Below are 18,360 nucleotides of genomic sequence, written 5' to 3'. Positions count from 1 at the left end.
TCGTTGCCTCCCACTTTTTTACAGCGGAAAACTCGTTAAGCTTCCTCGCCCTCCTGACCGTCAGCAGGTTCTTCTGCGTGAGTCTGAGACATTGGAGCATTTTCAGATTGCGATTGAATTACTCCGTCGAGCACCGCGTGGATATACGGCGCCGCTTTCGCGCCTGAGTACTGCGTAGCTAATTCAGCCGCATTCGAGATCGTGATTGGGACATCAACCTCTGCGTTGAACAGGATCTCCCAGATACCTACGCGCAAGATCTGCCGATCCACTGCGGGGATTCGATCCAACTCCCAATCGCTGCTGAGAAACTTCTCGATTGCGTCGTCAATATCATCGAGCTGAAGGGCCACGCCCTCCACGATGGTCCGGGTATACGGAGCCACCGGGGCAATTTGATTCAGCGGGTTCTGAGACAGCGTCTCTCGGTCTTCGACAATAGCAACCGGGTCGATGTCTCTAGCTTCGGCTTCAAAGAGGATATCGACGGCTCTACGACGCGCACGGTATCGTGCGCCATGGCGTTTGAAATTCTCCATTAGTTGTTCACACGCGAAAGGTATTCACCAGTACGCGTATCAACCTTCACTACATTACCGGTCTCAAGAAACAGTGGGACCTGAATTTCGGCGCCGGTCTCCAGGGTTGCAGGCTTGGTGCCACCGGTGGAGCGATCGCCCTGCAGACCCGGCTCGGTGTGCTCGACCTTGAGATCGACCGAGATCGGTAGTTCTGCAAACAGTGCGTCGCCCTCGTAGAACGAGACCTGGACATGCATGTTTTCCAGCAGGAACTTTGCGGCATCACCGAACTTCTCTTCTGGAAGCTCGAACTGCTCAAAGGTCTTGTCGTCCATGACCACGTAGTTGGTTCCGTCGTTGTACAGGTAGGTCATGTCACGGCGGTCAACCGTTGCCGTGTCAACCTTAACGCCAGCGTTCCAGGTCTTGTCCACGGTTTTGCCGGAGACAACATCCTTCAACTTAGTACGAACGAAAGCTGGGCCTTTACCGGGCTTCACATGCTGGAACTCAACAATCTGCTGGAGTTTCCCATCTACCAACAGAACCAAACCGTTTTTAAAATCAGCAGTAGTTGCCACTTGAAGCCTTCCTTCTTTCTAACAATAGATGTGCTCTCGCAATCACAATTATGCTACAGCACGATGAGTTCCTTGGGGAACTGGGTGATAATACGTGGTGCACCGCTGGTGATAATCAGGGTGTCCTCAATTCGGACACCTCCCTTCCCAGGAACGTAAATACCCGGTTCGATGGTCAAGGTCATCGATGGTTCTAGCTCTCCAGTGCCAGTCAGCGCCGCGTATGGTCCCTCGTGCACATCCAACCCGATACCGTGACCCGTCGAGTGCACGAAGTATTCGCCGTAGCCCGCGTCTTCAATGATGCTTCTACATGCTTTGTCTACGTCGACTAACTTCGCACCTGCAACAGCCGCCTCGACACCTGCTTGCTGGGATTCACGAGTAACCTCGTAGATTTCGCGGAGAAACGCAGAAGGTTCCCCCACCGCAAATGTTCTTGTCATGTCGGAGTTGAACCCTGCACGGTACATTCCGAAATCAATCGTGACAAAGTCACCGTCTTCGATCACGCGGTCAGAGGCACCATGGTGCGGCTTAGCCGAATTCAAACCCGACGCGACAATCGTGTCAAAGCTCGGGCGATCAGCGCCAAGCAATCGCATCCGGTATTCCAAGTTGGCAGCGACTTGGCGCTCTGACTGTCCTGCTGCGAGCTCACCGGCGTCAACTAGTTCGCGAAGCGCTGTCGATGCCAGCTCCGCGGCCTCAGCCAAGCGTTGAAGCTCCAGTTCATCTTTCACTAACCGAATTCCCTCGATTTGTTGCGCGACAGGCACCAACGTCACCCCTTCAGGACAAGCCTGCTTCAGAGCCTCAAGCTGCGATGCACTGACATAGTCTGCTTCGTACCCAACGCGGTGGCCCTCCACAACTACGCTCAGCAGTTCGGTGGCGACTTTTCGAGTGATAGTTGCCTCGATATCAGGAACTTCTTCTGCGACCTGCGTCGCGTATCGCCCGTCTGTTGTGATACGAGCTGAGCGGTCTTTGGAGATCAATAGCGCACCATTGGAACCAGAGAATCCAGACAAGTAACGGACATGCGTCAAATGGGTTACTAACATGTCGTCGATCCGGTGACCAGCTAAAAGAGACGCCAGCTTACGGCGCCGGTTTTCAAATCGAGTATCTGCTAAACCCATTGGGACTCCTTCAAGTCGTTGATAAATACTTGCATTGCAAGCTCGTAACCTTCCAGACCAAGACCGGCAATTACGCCACGCGCTAACGGCGACAAATACGAATGATGTCGGAAGGCCTCACGCGAGAAAATATTCGAAATGTGCACCTCCACAAACCCCGGACCGTCTCCCAACTCAACAACAGCATCGCGCAGCGCCACTGATGTATGCGTAAAACCGCCCGGATTAATGATGACAGGCCATTTACTGTCAGCCGCCTCGTGCACCCAATCGATCAAGTCGCCCTCGTGGTTGGACTGACGAACCTCAACATCCACGCCTGCCGCTGTAGCCTTGCTCTGCAGCCGCTGTGTGAGTGTCTCCAAGGTTTCGGCGCCATAGATTTCGGGCTGCCGCTTGCCGAGTCTATCCAAGTTTGGTCCGTTGAGAACAAGGATCATCATCGCGCTAGTCCCCCATCATGGCTTCGTAAGCAGCACGCATCTCTTCTTTGGTGGCATCTTCGATTCGTGTACAAGAACCGATACCATCGAGTACCACGAACCGAATGTGCCCGTTCTTATTCTTCTTATCGCGGGTCATTCCCTCATAGAGCTCATCGAACACGCCATGTTCGTAGCGCGTTGGCAACCCAGCCGCTTCAAGGATCGTACGGTGTAGCGAAACAACCGATTCGTCGATAAGTCCCCGCTGCAGCGCAAGGTACGCAACGAACATCATTCCCACAGCAACAGCATTTCCGTGCCGCCAACGATACTGCTCGCGTCGCTCGATTGCATGACCAAGCGTGTGCCCATAGTTCAAGATTTCACGGAGCCCCGACTCTTTGAGGTCCTTGGAGACAACGCCTGCTTTGACAGCGACAGAGCGCTCGATGAGCTCAGACCAGTGACGAGAGGCACCCTCCTGGAATAGATCCAAAATCTTTGGGTCAGCGATAAAACCCGTCTTGATCAACTCCGCGGAGCCAGACACGATCTCTTCTTCTGGAAGGGTGTACACGCGTTCCAAGTCGATGAAGACGCCCTTCGGCTCATGAAATGCACCGACCAGGTTCTTACCTTCCGCTGTGTTCATCCCAGTCTTCCCGCCTACTGCGGCGTCCACCATTGCTAGCAATGTAGTTGGGACATGCACGACGTCAATGCCACGCATCCAAGTAGCAGCGATAAATCCACCCATATCAGTTGCTGCACCGCCGCCCACAGTGACCACGGCGTCCTGCCTCGAGAAACCGGCACGCCCAAGAACATCCCAAAGTTCACTTGCAACCGCAATGCTCTTGCCGTCCTCCGCATCAGGGACGGCCGCCAGGTGGGGTTCAATGTTATTGTTTTCTAAGTCTTGCGCGATACTTCGTGCAACGGCAGCTAGCGGAGGCTGATGCACGATCAGGGCCTTCCTCGCCCCAAGCTCCTGCACGCGAATACCGACCTTCATAGTTGTGTCGTGGTCGATGAAGACCTGATACGGCTGGGGCCCACAAACATCCACTACGGCCATGACTTGCCTCTCTTCTCTCTAGGAATCGTTCTATTCGCTATCGATGACGCCTAACACTTCAGCAACGATGCGCTGTGGCGGACGATCGTCAGTGCGGACGCGGTAGTCAGCAACCTCGCGGTAGAACGGCTCACGTTCAGTAAGCAACGCCTGGTAACGCGCTTCAGGGTCTTCTGCTGCCAACACTGGACGAGTCCCGTCTCCTGCAGTCCGTCGAGTGCCCTCTTTCACCCCGACGTCAACCCACACGACAAGGTGGTTTTCTAACAGAGCTCTAGTCTCAGGCCGAACCACAGCGCCACCGCCTAGGCTCACAACGCCCTTGCTCCCTAATACCTGCTTCACAACCTCGTACTCAAGATCACGAAACGCATCCTCCCCCAACGATGCATAGACTTCACCGCACGGTTTACCTTCAGCTTGTTCGATTATCGAATCAGAATCCACGAACTGAAGGTTCAATGCCCTCCCTAATCGACGCCCAATCGTCGTCTTCCCAGCGCCTGGAGGGCCAACAAGCACGACTTTTGGAATACCGGACTCGCACGACCCTAGAACCTCGTCTATGGCTGGTCGGGAACCTGTATCTGCGTTCACAGTCATCCTTTCTTTGCGGACTACTCCCCATCAAAACGGAAGCGCTGCGCAACGTATTGCTGATACGACGCAATATTACGCCTCAACTCGTCGAGACTGTCCCCACCGAACTTTTTCAATGTCGCTTCCGCAAGCACAAGTGCCACCATCGCCTCTGCAACCACGCCTCCCGCTGGGACAGCACAGATATCGGATCGCTGGTGAATACCTGTGGCCTCCGCTCCGGTAGCCATATCGATAGATTGCAGCGCGCGAGGCACCGTAGAAATCGGCTTGAAGGCAGCTCGCACACGAAGCTGCTCACCGTTGGTCATACCACCCTCAAGGCCACCGGCTCGGTTAGACAGCCGCTGAACCCGGCCATCTTTCAACGTAATCTCGTCGTGCGCTTGCGACCCTCTGCGCGTAGCAGTCTCAAAACCATCTCCGATTTCGACGCCCTTCACGGATTGAATGCTCATCAAGGCGCCCGCAAGCTGAGCGTCGAGGCGTGCTTCCCCAGAGATGTGGGAGCCCAGGCCGATAGGGAGGCCGTCGACAATTACCTCGACGACTCCACCCAAGGTGTCCCCTGCTTTCTTTGCGGATTCGATACACGCAACCATCGAGGCTTCTGCTTCCTTGCTCGCGGCACGTACCGGAGAGGCGTCGATAGCATCAATGTCAGCAAAGGAAGGCAACACGTCACGATCAGGCACTGAGTCCCCAATTGAAACCACGTGCGAAAACACCTCAACGCCCAGGGCCTCACGCAAAAGCGCACGCGCAACCGCTCCTGCGGCGACTCGCGCAGCCGTTTCACGTGCTGACGAACGCTCAAGCACAGGTCGTGCCGAATCGAATCCGTATTTGATCATGCCTGGAAGATCCGCATGCCCTGGTCGCGGACGAGTCAACTTTGCACCACGCCCAGACGACATGGCCTTCTGCACATCTTCATTCGAAGTATCCAACGGATGCGGAGACATAATCGTCGTCCACTTTGGCCACTCGGTATTGCCGATCTGAATCGCGATCGGACTACCAATCGTGGTGCCGTGCACAACTCCAGCGAGCAGCTCCAGCTTGTCTTGCTCAAACTTCATCCGCGCGCCGCGTCCGTACCCGAGACGGCGACGAGCGAGCTGATGTGCGATCTCCTGCTCAGTAATTGGCACGCCAGCAGGCATATCCTCAACAAGTGCGATCAGGGCTTGGCCGTGGGATTCTCCGGCAGTGGTCCAGCGAAACATGATGGCTATTCTGTCACACTTCTCATGAGAAGATGCAGTTTCCGGCATAGATTCCAATTACTGCCCAACTCGCCAATAGCATCGACGGGCCATGTGGAACACGGTGAGACCTTACGAGTAACGCGAAACATACCGTGCAGAAGCTGCTTATAAACAACGCCGCCATAACACCGATGAATCCACCAGCCGCTGCTGAAGCAACGCCCAGTGGAAGCGCGAGTTTGATGTCACCGCCACCAATGCCCTGTCCAAACAGCAAATAGGTAGCAGGCCAAAGCATACCCACAGATAAGAAGGGCTCGAACGCGACGGCAATGACAGCCACAACGCACAGTGGCAGCGTGAGCCAATTAGGCAACCGCGCGTATTTCAGGTCGTACCAGCATGTCACTATCGACCAGGCCAACCCCAGAGCGACCGCGCCCCAAACAACTCCCCCCGCCATCTTCTAGTGACTTTGCTGCTCTAGCGCGTTCCAATGCTCCACGAGCGCCGTTTCCATTTCTTCACGCGGCGCATTGCGTCCCGTGAACTGTTCGAACTGTGAGAACGCCTGCCCCGCTAGCATCGTCAGCCCCCCGACTGCTTTGTAACCGTTCGCAGCAGATTGGGATACCAGCGGAGTCGGCCACGGATCATATATGACGTCGAGCAACGGGGCGTGAGCCAGCTGCTGAACATAGGGCCGCAGCGTATCTGCGGGGACAGTCGAAACAACCACGTCAGCAGCAGCCGTAACTTTGAAAAGATCACTGTCAAAAGATACGAAGTTGCACCTAATGCCTTCCGTCAGTCCTCGAAGCTCGCCGCTCCTATCTGAACGATTGATAACAGTAATTTCCTCAACCCCTCGTTCCCGAAGGGCCCAAATCACAGCCCGAGAAGTACCGCCGGCGCCGATCACGACCGCTCGTTGGATATCTGCTCCGCCAAGCAAACGGCGAAGCGCGTACAGCACTCCTTCGCAGTCAGTGTTATCCGCCCGCCACCCCTGGTGTGTGCGGACCAGGGTGTTCGCGGACCCGATCGCAATTGCCCGATCGGTTGCCCGATCCGCGACCTTTAACGCAGCAAACTTGCCGGGCATCGTAACTGAAAACCCTTGGAAACTCTCGTCCGCCTCAAGCACGACCCTGGGAAGGTCTGCTTCGACGCACTCAATCCTTGTGTAACGCCAATCATCGAGCCCCAGAGCCTTATACCCAGCGTGGTGCAAGACCGGTGAGAGTGAATGCTTAATCGGGGAACCGAGGACGGCTGCTTGGTACATTACTGCTCCCGATTTCCTTCGCGCTGAGAATCGAGAATGCCAGAGTCATACGCGCGCTGCGTATCCTCCAAATGCTTATCAAAAGTGCGGTTAAAGACTGTCGTGCCATCCTTATCGATGGTCACAAAGAACAGCCAATCACCTTCTGCAGGCCGCTCCATCGCCTCAATTGCTTCCATCGATGGTGATGCAATCGGCGTTTGCGGTAGTCCATCCATCGCGTACGTGTTCCAAGGAGTGACCCGCTCACGGTCCTCACGTGACGTCGCAACCTCAACAGAGGGCAACCCATAGTTGACGGTCGAGTCAAACTCGAGACGCATAGGCTCTTTGAGACGGTTCAGGATAACTCGAGCCACCTTATCGAACTCTCCGGCAGGAGCCTCACGCTCAACCAGAGATGCAGCTACGACGAGTTCGTACGGAGTCAATCCAACTGACTTTGCCCTCGTGACTATGTCTGTCGCTTCATACTGCTTTGCAGATCGCGTAATCAAATCAGTGAGCACGGCATCGGCAGACGCCCCTGGATCCACGATGTACTCACCCGGAGCAATAAGTCCTTCAAGACGTTTCGCGTCTCCCGCTCGAGCGTTCACTACCTCGAGTGCCCACTCTGGAACGCCGAGGCTCGCCGGATCCGCATCGGCCGCAACGTGGTGCAGCTCTTCAACAGTAACGCAACCAGGTTTGACTTCTTCACCACAAGAAACTTGCTGAATCATGGACAAGATACCAAGACGCCGTTGCCCACCAACGACGTTGACATCCATGAGCGTTGCACCCCCATAAACCTGTAGTGGCGTTACGCGCTTAGATGGGTCGAGCAGCGCAGCCACGGCACTGTCCGCACTCATCTCACCTTCCAAGCGGTAAAATCCAGGCTGAATGTTGTCCGAGTCCGCATTATTCGCAGCTGCAGTCTGGAACGCTCCGTTCGAAGCAACAATGCCACGTTCTTCAAGCTCAGGACCCAGCGACGAAATGTTCGAGCCCTCGGGGATCTCGACGACTTGTTCCTCACCATTACCGGTACCGTTAAAATCGGCGTTCGTGCCGTTACGCATCACCGCGATCCAGGCAATCAATCCAATGATCAGCAAGATCGACGTTACGAGCACCGCCGTGCCCCGTGTACGTCGTTTCGAGGTTGTTGGGGTCGTCACGATTGATTCTCCTTGAAGTAATTCGTTCGGCCGTCCAGCCAGGATTGCAAAATCTCAACCGCCGCAGCTTGATCAATCACACTACGACCAGCGCGCTCGTTCACGCCGCTCGCACGCAAGGCGTGAGCTGCAGCAACAGTTGTTAGACGTTCATCAGCCATTCTTACGGGAAGCCCAGATCGTCGCCTAATCCGGAACGCGATCTCTTTCGCGTGTTTGACGCTACGTGAGCCGTGACCTTTTAAATCGCGTGGCAGACCAACAACAACTTCAACGATCTTGTACTCGTCGATGATGTCGATGATTCTATCGATATCTGCTCCGTCGCGATCTTTAAATCCTGTAACACGGGCAACAGTCTCAAGTGGAGTCGCTAGCTTTGCATCACGGTCTGACGATGCGACACCGATACGAACTGTACCGACGTCAATTCCGAGGCGACGTCCCGGCCCGGGATCTTGAACCCCGGGGCGATCGGGCTGCACCGTCATACCATCACTCCAACCGTTTACTCTGTGCCTTCCCTTAAAACCTACTGGTTTTTTGGGACAACGGATATCCAAATACGGCGTGTCGCACTATTGATCCGTGCTTACGGGGCTTAGGCACCAAGTACGTCGCGGATTGCCTTGAAGCCGGCATCGATACCATCAGCGGAAGAGCCGGAGCCCTGAGCAAGGTTCGGCTTGCCGCCACCGCGCCCGTTGACGTATTCACCGAAGGACTTCACAAGTTCGCCAGCCTTGATCCCGCTCTCTACCGCCGCACTGGTAGCCGCAAACACGAACGGCACCTTGCCGCCGTTATCAGAGGCCAGCGCAATGACCGCGGCCTCACCTTCCAGCTTTCCGCGAAGGTCGTTCGCCAAGGTGCGAACATCGCCAGCTTCGATACCGTCGGGCAGCTTCGCAGCAATCACCTTGTACGCACCAATGGTCTCTGCGCGGTCCAAGAACTCGCCAGTCTTCGACAGCAACTGCTGACGGTGCAAATTCTCAATCTCTTTTTCAGCAGCTCGGAGCCGCTCTGTGAGCTGCGCAATGCGCTCCGGCAGCTGGCCTGTTGGAGTCTTGAGCTCGGCAGCGAGCCCCGAGGCCAGTGCAGCTTCTTTCGAAAAGTACTGGAAGGAGTCCATGCCGGAGTACGCCTCGATACGGCGTGCGCCAGAGCCAACAGAAGACTCGCCGAGCACAGCAACAGGTCCAATCTGTGACGAGTGCTCAACGTGTGTACCACCGCACAGCTCAATAGAGAACGGCCCGCCGATCTCTACCACCCGCACCTGGTCACCGTAGTTCTCGCCGAATAGCGCCATCGCGCCCATTTCCTTCGCCTTTGATAGCGAAGTTTCGATGGTGTTAACCGCGAAGTCTGCGTCCACCGCCTGGTTCGTAATGGTTGCAATCTCCTGGAGCTGAGCATCAGTCAGCTGTTCGGTGTAGTTGAAGTCGAAACGCAGGTAGCCAGGCTTGTTCATCGAACCAGCCTGGACAGCGGTTGGGCCGAGCACCTGACGTAGCGCAGCGTGAATGAGGTGGGTAGCGGTATGCGCCTGTCGCGCCCCATGACGCCACTTCTCATCAACTTCAGCTTGTACCTGATCGCCGAGGCCAATGCCGCCATGTTCCACGGTTGCCTTGTGCACCCACAGTTTCTTGCCGATCTTCTGCACGTCGTGAACTTGCAACATCGTATCGCCAACGCGAATCAGACCGCGGTCGGCCATCTGGCCACCGGCTTCGGCGTACATCGGAGTGACGTCGAGAATAACCTCGACCTCATCGCCTTCCGCAGCCTCGTTCACCTTGTCACCGTCGCGGACGAGACCGAGGACTCGGGCATCATGCTCAAGTTCTGAATAGCCCACAAACTCGGTCGGGTGGTTGTCCACCCACTCCCGATAGAGCGATTCATCAACGTTACGGTGCTTCTTCGCTTTATTGTCAGCCTTCGCCCGAGCTCGCTGCTCCTGCATGGCGGAGTTAAATGCGTCCATATCGACGTCAAGTCCGGCCTCATGCGCCATCTCCAACGTCAAGTCAATTGGGAAACCGTACGTGTCGTGGAGTTCGAATGCCTGCTGGCCAGGCAGAGTCTTCGCTCCGGATGCACGCAGTTGCTCGACTGTTTCGTCGAATCGGTGTGTACCGGATTCGAGGGTCTTCAAGAAGGCACGTTCTTCAGCCAAAGCAACCCGCAGGATACGTTCCCGGTTCTTCGCGATCTCCGGGAACGACGGCGTCATTGTATCCATAATGGTGTTCATGAAGACCTCAAGCACGTTCCCAGTTGCGCCTAGAAGACGTGCAGAGCGAACAATTCGGCGCAGCAAGCGGCGCAGAATGTAACCGCGCCCCTCGTTCGACGGCGTAACACCGTCGAGAATGATCATCATGCCTGTACGCGAGTGGTCCGCAATCACGCGGAACCTTACATCATCTTCGTGCACTCCTGCGTCGTACTTAGTGCCGGTAAGCTCAACTGCCGCGTCAATAACCGGGCGGAGCAGATCTGTTTCATACACATTGTCGACGCCCTGCAGCAGGCAGGCAACGCGTTCGATGCCTAGCCCGGTATCGATGTTCTTCTTTGGCAACTCTCCGACGAGCTCAAAGTTGCCCTTCTTGTCGCCCTCACCGCGAATCGACTCCATGAAGACCAAGTTCCAGATCTCCATGTAGCGGTTATCGTCAGCGATTGGCCCGCCCTCTTTACCGTATTCAGGGCCACGGTCATAGTAGATCTCCGAGCACGGACCACATGGCCCAGGAATACCCATGGACCAGAAGTTGTCCTCCATGCCCATTCGCTGGATATGCGACGGATCTACCCCGATCTTGTTTTCCCAAATCGAAGCAGCCTCGTCGTCATCCAGATACACCGTCACCCACAGCCGCTCTGGGTCGAGGCCGTAACCGCCATCCTCTACGCTGCCCGTCAGCAGCTCCCATGCGTGAGTAATCGCGCCTTCCTTGAAATACTGGCCGAAGGAGAAGTTGCCGGCCATCTGGAAAAACGTATTGTGGCGAGTCGTGATACCTACTTCTTCAATATCAAGCGTTCTCACGCACTTTTGAATCGAAGTCGCTTTCCCATGTTCAAAGGGAGGGTTCTGTTGGCCAAGAAAATACGGCTTGAACGGAACCATGCCCGCATTCACGAACAGCAGTGTCGGATCGTCCAAGATAAGCGATGCGCTCGGAACTGGTGTATGTCCTGCACGAACGAAGTGCTGCGTAAAGCGCTCACGAATCTCATGGGTTTGCACGGAGTAGTTTCCTTTCAAGTTCGAATCAATCTCGAACTACTCTACCCCTCAACCACGTACTAACCTACGCAGCCTACCCAAGAACCCGGAAATTCTTCGCTCGTCACCGTGGTCCGTTGGTGTGTAGTAGACCGCATCCTCTAAGCCGTCGGGAATGTACTGTTGTTGTACTACCCCCTTCGGGTCATCATGCGGGTAGACATAACCGACTGCATTGCCCATCGCTTTCGCGCCCTCATAATGCCCGTCCCGTAAATGCGCTGGAACCGGGCCGATCTTTCCCGCGCGCACGTCCTCCTGGGCGCGCGTAATCGCCTGAATCACTGCTGGCGATTTTGGCGCGGTAGCCAAATGAATCGTCGCTTGTGCAAGTGTCAGTCGACCCTCAGGCATCCCGATCAGCTGTACCGCCTGCGCTGCGGCAACTGCAGTTTGCAACGCTGATGGATCGGCCATACCAATGTCCTCCGAAGCATGAATGACCAGCCTGCGCGCTATAAAGCGAGGATCCTCACCAGCTTCAATCATCCGTGCCAAATAGTGCAACGCTGCGTCGACATCTGAGCCTCGAATCGACTTGATGAATGCGGAAACTACGTCGTAGTGCTGGTCGCCGTCCCGGTCGTAACGCACCACCGCACGGTTCACGCTTTCCCTCACGACATCAAGAGTGATTGTCTCCCCCGGTTCGACTGATGCTGCAGCTGCCTCCAAGTACGTCAAACTGCGGCGTGCATCTCCACCCGCCAAGGCTATGAGTTGTGCTCGCGCATCGTCGGCAAGCTTCACGGAACCCGCGAGCCCACGTTCGTCTTGTATCGCTCGATCAATCACCACGCCGAGGTCTTCAGCCGACAAGGATTCAAGTTTCAGAAGCAACGAGCGTGAAAGCAGCGGGGCTACCACGCTAAACGACGGATTCTCTGTCGTAGCCGCTACAAGCAACACCGTGCGATTCTCGACGGCAGCTAACAGCGCATCCTGTTGAGTCTTAGAAAACCGATGAACCTCGTCAATAAACAGGACCGTACTCTCACCCGAGATCAAATCTCTACGCGCTGCATCGATGACCGCGCGGATCTCCTTCACCCCTGAAGACAGTGCAGAAAGACCAACGAAGTTTTGCCCCATTGTTTTAGCGATCAACGAAGCGATGGTTGTTTTACCAGTACCAGGTGGACCGTAAAGTATCACTGAGGCTGCACCCGATCCTTCTACAAGTCGACGTAGAGGTTTGCCCTCGGAAAGAAGATGCTGCTGCCCAGCAACTTCATCCAAACTCTGAGGGCGCATTCGGGCAGCGAGTGGTGCACCGTGACCTGCTGCAAAAAAGTCTGAGCCACGTTGTGCGCTACCATCATTGGCAGTCTGCTGGCCACTAGTCGGTAAGGAGTTACCGAATAGATCACCCTGCGACATGTTTACTCTCCTCAAAAACTACCGCTCAGTCCCGGCAGGCCGACCACCTGTGAGAAAAGCCGGAGCCCCAACAACCTACACGGTTGCCGACGCTCCGGCACGCGTTTGTTTCATTGCGCCGGCTCATCCGTGCGCAATGTCGACGCTACTTCTTCGGTTTAAAATCAACGCCAGTCTCTTTACGCTGCTCGTCTGGAATAGGCGCAGGCGCATCCGTCAGTGGGTCTACGCCGCCGCCGGACTTCGGGAAGGCAATGACGTCACGAATGGAGTCAAACCCGCCAAGCAAGGACACAATGCGGTCCCAGCCGAATGCGATGCCGCCGTGCGGTGGCGCACCGTAAGCAAATGCCTCAAGCAGGAAGCCAAACTTCTCCTTGGCTTCTTCCTCGGTGATGCCCATGACTTCGAAGACACGCTGCTGGACGTCTCGCTCGTGAATACGGATGGATCCGCCACCGATTTCGTTGCCGTTGCAGACAATGTCGTATGCGTATGCCAGAGCTTCGCCTGGGTTCTTCTCGAAGTCTGCCTTGAATTCTGGCTTCGGCGAGGTAAACGCGTGGTGCACAGCGGTCCACTTCGAGTGGCCAAGCGCAACGTCTCCGGAGGCTGTCGCGTCAGCGGACGGCTCGAACATAGGAGCATCAACCACCCAAGTAAACGCCCAATCGCCTTCCTTAATCAGGCCAAGCTTGCGAGCGATTTCCCCTCGCGCTGCGCCGAGCAATGCACGTGCACTCTTCGCGTCACCTGCTGCGAAGAAGATGCAGTCACCAGGCTTCGCACCAACGTGTGCTGCAATGCCGGCCTTCTCTTCCTCGGTGATGTTCTTCGCAACAGGACCACCGAGCTCGCCGTCCTCCTGCACCAAGATGTACGCCAGGCCCTTCGCGCCGCGCTGCTTTGCCCATTCCTGCCAGGCATCAAGCTGACGGCGGGGCTGCGAAGCGCCACCATCCATGACAACGGCACCGACGTAGTCGTTCTGGAAGACGCGGAAGGTCGTGTCCTTGAAAAACTCAGTGCAGTCCACCAGCTGAATATCGAAACGAAGGTCAGGCTTGTCCGAGCCGTACTTCTCCATCGCGTCTTTGTATGTCATGCGCGGGATCGGAGTAGAGACCTCGTAGCCGATCAGCTTCCACAACTCAACAACGATCTGCTCCGCGAGAGCGATGATGTCGTCCTGGTCGATAAAGCTGGCCTCGATATCGAGCTGTGTGAACTCCGGCTGGCGGTCCGCACGGAAGTCTTCGTCGCGGTAGCAGCGCGCGATCTGGTAGTAGCGTTCCATGCCGCTGACCATCAAAAGCTGTTTGAACAGCTGTGGCGACTGCGGCAATGCATACCAGGTACCAGGGCGCAAACGCGCCGGCACCAGGAAATCACGCGCACCTTCAGGGGTAGAACGGGTCAACGTTGGCGTTTCAATTTCCGTGAAATCATTCGCATCCAACACTTTACGTGCTGCGCGATTCGCCGCTGCGCGGAGGCGAAGTGCTGCGGCCTGTCGCTCACGACGAAGGTCAAGGTAGCGGTACTTCAAGCGAGTCTCTTCGCCTACCTCGTTCGAAGAGGCGTCCTCAATCTGGAACGGCAGCGCAGCAGCCTTGTTGAGCACCTTCAGCTCAGAAACGTTGACCTCGATCTCACCCGACGCAAGGTTCGGGTTAGCCGAGCCCTCTGGGCGTGGTTCAACAACACCAGTTACCTGAATGCAGTACTCGCTACGCAAATCGTGCGCAGCTTCAGCGACTTCCGAATCCCTAAAAACCACCTGCGCGTAGCCAGAGCGGTCACGCAAGTCGATAAAAATAACGCCACCGTGGTCGCGCCTACGGCCTACCCAACCTGCCAGCGTGACGGTTTGTCCTTCAAGGTCTTTGCGGAGCTCGCCCGCGAGATGAGTGCGCAGCACAGTCTGTTCCACGTCCTTCCACGTGAGGTACAACATTAACTGTTGAAAGTGTACCCCCTTTGTCTCGCATGCGAAGGGACGGGTCCGAAGACCGTACCAATTCCCCATAAACGCCTGCGTCTATGGCATGCTTGTCCCATGACGTTTAACAGCAACTATCAGCGCGGAAGTGGCTACGCAAAGACTGGTTCAGGTGGGCGGCGTGGCGTCCCAATCGCCGCAGGCGGTGGTATTGGTGGACTTGTACTCATAGTTCTCTTTATTGCACTGGGCGGAAATCCGGCTGATCTCATCGAGCAATCTCCATCCGGCACAGAGCCGGATTCGAGCTACTCCTTGGAGCATTGCAACGAGGACAACGCTGCTAACAAATACGACGACTGCCGGGTCGAGGCAGCCGGCGTATCCGTCAACGGTGTTTGGAAAACGCTTTTGCCAGAGCAAGCTGGCCTTGACTACACCGAACCAGGCCTCACCTTGTTCCGGGACGCGACGCAGACTGGCTGCGGCTATGCTTCCTCAGCTACCGGTCCTTTCTATTGCCCCGCCGACCAAACAGCGTACTTTGACACCACGTTTTTTGAGCAGCTCAATGCACTCGGCGGGAACGACGCACCGTTCACGCAAATGTATGTGACGGCTCACGAGTTTGGACACCACGTACAGCAGATTGAGGGCACCCTCGGTCTCAGCAACTACAACGATCCTGGTGAGCATTCTGCTGCCGTAGCTATCGAAATGCAGGCCGACTGCTACGCGGGTATCTGGGCGCATTACGCGGACAAGGGTGACAACGCATTGCTTGAGCCGCTTACTGAAGACGACGTCCTGGCTGCAATTGAGACCGCACAGGCTATCGGAGATGACAACATCCAACGCCGCTCGGGCGGTGACGTCAACCCCGATACCTGGACACATGGTTCTTCTGAGCAGCGAAAGACCGCGTTTATGTCCGGGTACAGGACCGGCAAAATGTCCGCCTGCGACACTCTCAACCGTGGCGTCTACAAGGGCTAAATCTTTCTGGTGATGTAACATCGCGCGCATGTCACACAATGCAGTCAGCGTCGTTGATTTGTTCAGCATCGGAATCGGCCCATCGTCTTCTCATACGGTGGGCCCTATGCGTGCCGCGCTTGCATTTATCGAGGATTTGAGTGAAGCGCCCGCCGCAGTCAAGGTTGAGCTGCGAGGCTCCTTGGCGGCAACGGGTGTGGGCCACGGAACCGACCGAGCTGTGCTACTGGGACTTGTCGGTTATACCCCACTTACTACTTCTGCGGACACCCGGCCGCTTCCTGGTGAGCTCATTCCAGAACGAGGGCACATCCAAGGTCCAGAGCGTGAACTCGACTATGAAGTCGCGATGAACCCGGTGCCCGTCGCTAAGCACCCAAACTGCCTGATTTTCGATGCGTGGAACGCCGAGGGCGTGCGCATCGCTTCCCGTAAAGAGTACTACTCCGTTGGCGGTGGTTTTATCCTCGACCGCACGCAGATGGAAGCAAACCGCGACCAGGCGGGCGTCGCCACCGTACGCGATGCGGTTAACGTCCCCTACCCATTTTCCGATGGTGCGTCCCTAATGCGCCAGTGCGAAACTCATCAGCTATCTATCGCAGAACTCATGCGTGCGAACGAAGAAGCGATACACGGCAAGGACGTCCTGGATGCTCACCTCGACGCGGTCTGGGACACCATGCAAGAGTGCGTCGCCCACGGCCTAAAAACGGAAGGCGAGCTTCCAGGTGGACTATCAGTTCGTCGCCGCGCTCCTCGGCTACATCGCTTATTGACGGCCGAATACGAGGCCTCCGCATCTCGCGGCCTTGACGCGATGGAATGGGTCAACTTGTACGCTCTCGCTGTCAATGAGGAAAACGCCGCGCACGGGCGCATCGTGACCGCCCCGACGAATGGTGCGGCGGGGATTATCCCGGCTGTCATGCACTACTGCCGGGATTTTACCGACGACTTCGACCGGGATGCTGCGCATCAGTTCCTGCTGACCGCTGGAGCGATCGGCGCCATCATTAAGACGAACGCCTCTATTTCCGGTGCCGAAGTCGGGTGTCAGGGCGAGGTAGGGTCCGCATCGTCCATGGCCGCAGCCGGTATGTGCGCAATTCTGGGCGGCACTCCGCAGCAGATAGAGAACGCTGCCGAGATTGGCCTCGAGCACAACCTCGGACTCACATGCGATCCAGTGGCTGGCCTTGTGCAGATTCCTTGCATAGAACGAAATGCCATCGGAGCGGTGAAATCAATCAACGCGGCCCGCCTAGCCAAGCTTGGTGATGGAACCAATAAAGTCACGCTCGATGATGTAGTAGAAACGATGGCAGCGACAGGCCACGACATGATGAGCAAGTACAAAGAGACGTCAATGGGAGGCCTCGCTGTACAGCTTGGCCTCCCGGTCAACATCACAGAGTGCTAAATCAGGCTAGCTCACTGCCTGAATAATGGCCGTAGCCTGAAGCGGAACGGCAACTTGTTCGTGGCTCTCCAGATTCTTGACCGCCACTTCCCCGTTAGCCAGCTCCTGGTCCCCGAGCACGAGAGCAAAGCGCGCACCCGCCCGGTCAGCGCCTTTCATTGCGCCTTTCAAACCGCGACCACCGTACGCCATGTCAGCTGAAATTCCTGCGGCACGGAGCTCGTCGATAAGCGAGCTCATCTTGCGGCGAGCCTCCTCACCGATTGCTACGCCGAACACCTCAACGCGACGATCCAGATTCGGGAGCGCCACCTCCTCAGCCTCCAACGCGAGCACTGTCCTATCAACGCCAAGCCCGAATCCGATGCCTGACAGATCTTGGCCACCGATCTGCGCCATCAAGCCATCGTAACGTCCACCTCCGCCAATTCCCGACTGAGCCCCAAGACCATCGTGCACAAACTCGAAAGTAGTCTTTGTGTAGTAGTCAAGGCCTCGCACCATCCGCGGGTTAATCACAAACGGAACCCCCATATCCTTCAGCGTCCCGGTAACAGTCTCGAAGTGCTCGCGAGACGCATCTGAGAGGTGGTCCAGCATCAACGGCGCATCGGCTAGAAGCTCCTGTACCTCCGGACGCTTGTCGTCCAGAACACGAAGCGGATTGATTTCCACGCGGTGCTGCGTCTCCTCGTCTAACGGGAGCTTCTTGAGGAAAGCTTGGAGCTTTTCCCGGTATGCGGGCCTGCAGGTGTGATCGCCAAGGCTTGTCAGCTCGAGGCGAAAGCCTTTCAACCCAACACTCCGGTAGCAACGATCCGCAAGTGCGATAATCTCCGCATCAAGCAAGGGGTCGTCGACGCCAATTGCCTCGACACCAACTTGCTGCAACTGGCGGTACCTGCCAGCTTGCGGACGCTCGTATCTGAAAAACGGACCGGCGTAGTTCAGTTTCACCGGCAGATAACCCCTGTCAAGGTTGTGTTGGATCACTGCACGCATGACGCCTGCAGTCCCCTCTGGACGCAAGGTCACAGAACGCCCGCCACGGTCGGCAAACGTGTACATTTCCTTCGACACAACATCGGTAGATTCACCGACACCACGGGCGAAAAGAGTTGTGTCTTCGAAAACCGGAAGCTCGATGTGTTGGAAACCCGCAACATGCGCCTGTCGCACGAACTCATCGCGGACATAAAGGAACTTCGACGACGCCGGGGGCACGTACTCCTGCACTCCCTTTGGAGCGCTCAGTGCCTTGAACTTTTCTTTTTGGGGTTTCTTCGTATCACTCACG

17 protein-coding genes are annotated in these 18,360 nt (G+C 56.2%); 2 read left to right on the top strand and 15 right to left on the bottom strand.

Going from position 1 to position 18,360, the window contains the following annotated elements; genetic code table 11:
* Positions 1-35: 35 nt before the first annotated feature.
* The 14 genes from nusB to aspS form a co-directional block, all read right to left on the bottom strand.
* Positions 36-539, bottom strand: a complete 504-nt coding sequence (nusB, locus tag KBX13_RS01380) for a transcription antitermination factor NusB (protein WP_256020390.1) — start codon at positions 537-539, stop codon at positions 36-38.
* A complete protein-coding gene (gene efp, locus KBX13_RS01375; RefSeq protein ID WP_070362395.1) occupies positions 539-1,102 on the bottom strand; it encodes an elongation factor P in 564 nt (187 codons plus the stop codon). The genes nusB and efp overlap by 1 nt, the downstream gene beginning before the upstream one ends.
* A gap of 53 nt (positions 1,103-1,155) precedes the next feature.
* Positions 1,156-2,247: an aminopeptidase P family protein gene (locus KBX13_RS01370; protein WP_256000217.1), complete on the bottom strand. Its 1,092-nt coding sequence runs from the start codon at positions 2,245-2,247 to the stop codon at positions 1,156-1,158.
* Positions 2,238-2,690 (bottom strand): type II 3-dehydroquinate dehydratase, encoded by a 453-nt coding sequence (aroQ, locus tag KBX13_RS01365; protein ID WP_070976837.1) that lies wholly within the window; start codon positions 2,688-2,690, stop codon positions 2,238-2,240. The genes KBX13_RS01370 and aroQ overlap by 10 nt, the downstream gene beginning before the upstream one ends.
* Before the next feature lie 4 nt (positions 2,691-2,694).
* Positions 2,695-3,750, bottom strand: a complete 1,056-nt coding sequence (aroB, locus tag KBX13_RS01360) for a 3-dehydroquinate synthase (RefSeq protein WP_256020388.1) — start codon at positions 3,748-3,750, stop codon at positions 2,695-2,697.
* Positions 3,751-3,780: 30 nt separating this feature from the next.
* Complete coding sequence (locus KBX13_RS01355; RefSeq protein WP_256020452.1) at positions 3,781-4,317, bottom strand: shikimate kinase; 537 nt, start codon at positions 4,315-4,317, stop codon at positions 3,781-3,783.
* A gap of 50 nt (positions 4,318-4,367) precedes the next feature.
* Complete coding sequence (aroC, locus tag KBX13_RS01350; RefSeq protein ID WP_256008146.1) at positions 4,368-5,579, bottom strand: chorismate synthase; 1,212 nt, start codon at positions 5,577-5,579, stop codon at positions 4,368-4,370.
* A gap of 22 nt (positions 5,580-5,601) precedes the next feature.
* Positions 5,602-6,024, bottom strand: a complete 423-nt coding sequence (locus KBX13_RS01345) for an A24 family peptidase (protein ID WP_256020387.1) — start codon at positions 6,022-6,024, stop codon at positions 5,602-5,604.
* A gap of 3 nt (positions 6,025-6,027) precedes the next feature.
* Positions 6,028-6,849 carry a shikimate dehydrogenase gene (locus tag KBX13_RS01340; protein ID WP_070976829.1) on the bottom strand — a complete coding sequence of 274 codons (822 nt, stop codon included), beginning with the start codon at positions 6,847-6,849 and terminating at the stop codon, positions 6,028-6,030.
* Complete coding sequence (gene mltG / locus KBX13_RS01335) at positions 6,849-8,015, bottom strand: endolytic transglycosylase MltG (RefSeq protein ID WP_256020385.1); 1,167 nt, start codon at positions 8,013-8,015, stop codon at positions 6,849-6,851. Before mltG ends, KBX13_RS01340 begins: the two co-directional genes overlap by 1 nt.
* On the bottom strand, positions 8,012-8,506 hold the full coding sequence (gene ruvX, locus KBX13_RS01330; RefSeq protein WP_070362388.1) for a Holliday junction resolvase RuvX: 495 nt from the start codon (positions 8,504-8,506) through the stop codon (positions 8,012-8,014). Before ruvX ends, mltG begins: the two co-directional genes overlap by 4 nt.
* A 110-nt stretch (positions 8,507-8,616) precedes the next feature.
* Positions 8,617-11,283 (bottom strand): alanine--tRNA ligase, encoded by a 2,667-nt coding sequence (gene alaS, locus KBX13_RS01325; protein ID WP_070477035.1) that lies wholly within the window; start codon positions 11,281-11,283, stop codon positions 8,617-8,619.
* 48 nt (positions 11,284-11,331) lie between these two features.
* On the bottom strand, positions 11,332-12,702 hold the full coding sequence (locus tag KBX13_RS01320) for a replication-associated recombination protein A (protein WP_256000221.1): 1,371 nt from the start codon (positions 12,700-12,702) through the stop codon (positions 11,332-11,334).
* A 145-nt stretch (positions 12,703-12,847) separates the two neighbouring features.
* Positions 12,848-14,623: an aspartate--tRNA ligase gene (gene aspS / locus KBX13_RS01315; RefSeq protein ID WP_070477189.1), complete on the bottom strand. Its 1,776-nt coding sequence runs from the start codon at positions 14,621-14,623 to the stop codon at positions 12,848-12,850.
* A gap of 114 nt (positions 14,624-14,737) precedes the next feature.
* Here aspS and KBX13_RS01310 point away from each other — a divergent pair, with 114 nt between their 5' ends.
* Entirely contained in the window at positions 14,738-15,640 is a 903-nt protein-coding gene (locus KBX13_RS01310; protein ID WP_256020450.1) for a neutral zinc metallopeptidase, read from the top strand.
* A gap of 28 nt (positions 15,641-15,668) precedes the next feature.
* Positions 15,669-17,063, top strand: coding sequence for an L-serine ammonia-lyase (locus KBX13_RS01305; RefSeq protein WP_070362384.1), 1,395 nt, complete (start codon positions 15,669-15,671; stop codon positions 17,061-17,063).
* A 6-nt stretch (positions 17,064-17,069) separates the two neighbouring features.
* On the opposite strand, the gene hisS is transcribed toward KBX13_RS01305, so the two are convergent.
* Positions 17,070-18,359 (bottom strand): histidine--tRNA ligase, encoded by a 1,290-nt coding sequence (gene hisS / locus KBX13_RS01300; RefSeq protein ID WP_070362383.1) that lies wholly within the window; start codon positions 18,357-18,359, stop codon positions 17,070-17,072.
* Position 18,360: the final 1 nt, after the last annotated feature.

The organism is Corynebacterium sp. CCUG 51687, from assembly GCF_024453995.1.
GTDB lineage: Bacteria > Actinomycetota > Actinomycetes > Mycobacteriales > Mycobacteriaceae > Corynebacterium > Corynebacterium pseudogenitalium.
Note: the sequence above shows the minus strand (reverse complement) of the source record. Positions and strands in the feature narration are given on the sequence as shown.

Bases quoted from the DNA above. Each gene is read 5' to 3' on its own strand.
- nusB (WP_256020390.1), bottom strand. From the start codon at position 539: ATGGAGAATTTCAAACGCCATGGCGCACGATACCGTGCGCGTCGTAGA.
- KBX13_RS01370 (WP_256000217.1), bottom strand. From the start codon at position 2,247: ATGGGTTTAGCAGATACTCGATTTGAAAACCGGCGCCGTAAGCTGGCG.
- aroQ (WP_070976837.1), bottom strand. From the start codon at position 2,690: ATGATGATCCTTGTTCTCAACGGACCAAACTTGGATAGACTCGGCAAG.
- aroB (WP_256020388.1), bottom strand. From the start codon at position 3,750: ATGGCCGTAGTGGATGTTTGTGGGCCCCAGCCGTATCAGGTCTTCATC.
- aroC (WP_256008146.1), bottom strand. From the start codon at position 5,579: ATGTTTCGCTGGACCACTGCCGGAGAATCCCACGGCCAAGCCCTGATC.
- KBX13_RS01345 (WP_256020387.1), bottom strand. From the start codon at position 6,024: ATGGCGGGGGGAGTTGTTTGGGGCGCGGTCGCTCTGGGGTTGGCCTGG.
- KBX13_RS01340 (WP_070976829.1), bottom strand. From the start codon at position 6,849: ATGTACCAAGCAGCCGTCCTCGGTTCCCCGATTAAGCATTCACTCTCA.
- ruvX (WP_070362388.1), bottom strand. From the start codon at position 8,506: ATGACGGTGCAGCCCGATCGCCCCGGGGTTCAAGATCCCGGGCCGGGA.
- KBX13_RS01320 (WP_256000221.1), bottom strand. From the start codon at position 12,702: ATGTCGCAGGGTGATCTATTCGGTAACTCCTTACCGACTAGTGGCCAG.
- KBX13_RS01305 (WP_070362384.1), top strand. From the start codon at position 15,669: ATGTCACACAATGCAGTCAGCGTCGTTGATTTGTTCAGCATCGGAATC.